General features: G+C 39.1%; 2 protein-coding genes. Both read left to right on the forward strand.

Translation table 11 applies throughout. The annotated features are described in order from the left end of the window. Window positions 1-713: ABC transporter ATP-binding protein (locus AC1DVB_RS26940; protein ID WP_477591890.1), on the forward strand; the 713-nt coding region annotated here is incomplete at its 5' end. 284 nt (window positions 714-997) lie between these two features. Next, window positions 998-1,882, forward strand: an 885-nt coding sequence (gene wecB / locus AC1DVB_RS26945; protein ID WP_477591892.1) for a non-hydrolyzing UDP-N-acetylglucosamine 2-epimerase, incomplete at its 3' end; no start/stop codon positions are given.

The raw sequence follows: 1,882 nt of genomic DNA on the forward strand, positions 1-1,882 counted from the left end.
TTAAAGATGTTTCTTTTAACTATGAAGACAAAAAGCCGGTTTTAAAAGGAATTGATCTAACAATTAAAGCTGGTGAAACCRTCGCTTTTGTCGGGCCTTCAGGAGCTGGGAAAACGACCATATGTTCATTGATCCCGCGTTTTTATGATGTTATGGCCGGTTCAATATCCATTGATGGAATTGATATTCGTGAAATGACGAAAAAGTCATTGCGCTCACAAATTGGCATAGTCCAGCAAGATGTATTCCTTTTCACAGGAACTGTAAAAGAGAACATTGCGTACGGAATGCTTGGAGCATCGGATGAACAAATTCAAGAAGCCGCAAGGAAAGCCCATTTGGAGACTTTCATTGAAGGACTTCCAGAAGGCTATGAAACTCAAATAGGTGAACGAGGCTTGAAATTATCGGGAGGACAAAAACAACGAATTGCAATTGCGAGGATGTTTTTGAAGAATCCGCCAATATTAATTCTCGATGAGGCAACCTCTGCACTCGATACGGAGACGGAAAGAATAATCCAGCAGGCTCTTACGGAACTAGCTGAAAACAGAACTACGTTAATCATCGCACACCGATTGGCAACCATTCGCAACGCTGACAAGATCGTGGTTGTTACGGAAGAAGGAATTGCTGAAGAAGGCGGTCACGATGACTTACTTAAGCAGGGGGGCATTTTTGCCAATCTGCATCAATTACAATTCCAAAAATGATAAAAAGCTATATGTCCTAACAAGGACATATAGCTTTTTTAATAGAATAGAAAGGAGTTCAATCAATATTGAGTTCGGTATAACATCATGTCTGATTAATATTTCAATAAGGAATAAAAGTCTGTTAATAAATCCAGGTTGTCCGGGAATGGCTTATTAATCGGTTATCCATTCAATTTGAGGCGAAATCTAATAGGTTAGCCTATGTCAATAGGATTGTCTGTGCATACAATAAAGGGTAGACGGTGAGGCCATAAACCAGAAAAGAGTAGGGAGTGCAAATCGTGAAAGTAATGACTATTTTAGGGACTCGACCTGAAATCATCAGATTAAGTCTAATCATAAAGAAACTGGATCAATATGCCGATTCACATATTCTAGTGCACACTGGACAAAATTTCACCTCAACCTTAAGTGAAATATTCTTCCAACAGCTAAAGGTACGAACGCCTGATTATGTCTTGCTGAATCAACAGCAAACCCTCGGTGAACAGTTAGCAGCCATATTTAAAAAATTAGAGACCATTTTTTTAAATGAAAAACCCGACAAAGTATTAGTGTTGGGGGATACAAACTCCGGACTCAGCTCCATCTTAGCAGAAAGAATGGGCATACCAGTCATTCATATGGAAGCAGGGAACCGTTGTTTTGACTTGGAAGTGCCTGAAGAAAAAAATCGTCGTATTATTGATGCTGTTTCAAGCTTTAATCTACCTTATACTCCTCAAAGTAAAGAGAATCTTTTGAATGAAGGTATCCCGAGTAAAAGAATATATTTATCGGGAAACCCAATATGCGAGGTCTTGAACCATTACGACAATGAGATTGGGCAAAGTGTAATTTTGGAAAAATTGAACCTGGATAAGGAGGATTATTTTCTCGTTACAGCCCATCGTGCTGAAAATGTCGACCATGAGGACCGATTGCTGGAAATTATGAAAGGCATTAATTCAGTTGCCGATACCTATCAAAAAAGAATCATATGCAGTTTACATCCCCGGACAAAATCCCGCATTGAACTCAGTCCCAAATTAGAAGTGCATCCATTAATTGAATTTCATGAGCCATTTGGTTTCTTTGATTTCGTAAAGCTTGAAAAAAACGCTTTTTGTGTGCTGACTGATAGTGGAACCGTTCAAGAGGAATGTTGTTTGTTCCATGTACCGACC

The sequence above is a fragment of the Peribacillus sp. P4_D6 genome (genome assembly GCF_056401795.1).